The organism is Dietzia sp. DQ11-71 (assembly GCF_014144995.1).
GTDB classification, from domain to species: Bacteria; Actinomycetota; Actinomycetes; order Mycobacteriales; family Mycobacteriaceae; genus Dietzia; species Dietzia kunjamensis.
Window position 1 is genome coordinate 1 of record NZ_JAALDT010000440.1, and the last position, 1,165, is coordinate 1,165.

Here is a 1,165-nt window from a genome sequence, read left to right on the forward strand (position 1 = left end):
CGTGGACGTACGCGAACTGTCACCGACCCTGCTGGAGGTGGACCTCACCGAGTACCCGCCGGGGGCCGACCCGGTGCTGATCCGGCAGCGCGTCCGCGTGGCCGAGAACCCCGGCGGCACGTGGGGGATCGTCTCCATCACCCCGGCCGGCTGAGCTCCGCCGCTCACGGCCCGGTGTCGAGGAACTCCGGTCCCGGGGTCCGCCCGGAGGCCACCGCGTCGAAGAACCCGGTCGTCGTGGGGCCCCACACGAGGTAGGAGCCCACGGACCCGGAGGCCATCCCGTCGTGGGGCGCGGTCACGGTGAGCGGGTCACCACTGAGTCGACGCATCACCATGGCGAGGTTCCAGATGTGGTCGCCGGTGTCCACGGTGACCGCCTCCGACGCTGAGTTCACCAGCGGCACGGCCGTGAACGGATTGAGCAGGTTCCCGGGCGAGAGCGTCTTGCGCATGAGCGCACCGAGGAACTGTCGCTGGTTGCGGACGCGCTGCAGGTCCTGCTCGGCGAAGCCGTAGCGGGTGCGCACGAAGCCCAGCGCCTGCGGGCCGGCGAGCGTCTGACACCCGGCGGCGAGGTCGAGTCCGGCGAGCGGGTCGTTGATCGGCTCGTCGAGGCAGATGTCCACGCCGCCGACCGCGTCGACGATCCCGGCGAAGCCACCGAATCCGATCTCCGCGTAGTGGTCGATCCGCACCCCGGACTGCTGTTCCAGGGTCTGCGCCAACAGGGGTGGACCGCCGAAGGTGTAGGCCGCGTTGAGCTTGTTCTCGCCGTAACCGGGGATGTCGACCAGCAGGTCACGGGGTAGGGAGATGAGCATCGTCCGGTCCCCGCCGCGGGGGGTGTAGACGAGCATCATCGTGTCGGTGCGCTTGCCGCCGGCGTCCGACTCGGACCCGGTCGACAACTGGGCCTGCTGCTCGGCGGTCAATCCCTCGCGGGAGTCGGTGCCCACCAGCAGGGTGACGGTGCCGGGCGTGTTGCCGCCTCGCCCCGGGTAGTCGGTCAGCGCGTCGATCCGCTGCAGTTTCGAATCCGCCCACAGCACGCTCACCACCCCGAGCGTGAGCACGACGACCAGCACCAGTCCGAGGATCCGCAGGGGCCCGATCCGGCGCCGCGGGGTGCGGCGGCTGCGGGGGCCGCGCGGCGTCCCCGCCG

At 71.4% G+C, this 1,165-nt stretch carries 1 protein-coding gene; it reads right to left on the minus strand.

Annotated features, from left to right (window positions below; translation table 11 throughout):
• Window positions 1-164: 164 nt before the first annotated feature.
• Window positions 165-1,165: LCP family protein (locus G6023_RS14160; protein ID WP_318258897.1), on the minus strand; the 1,001-nt coding region annotated here is incomplete at its 5' end.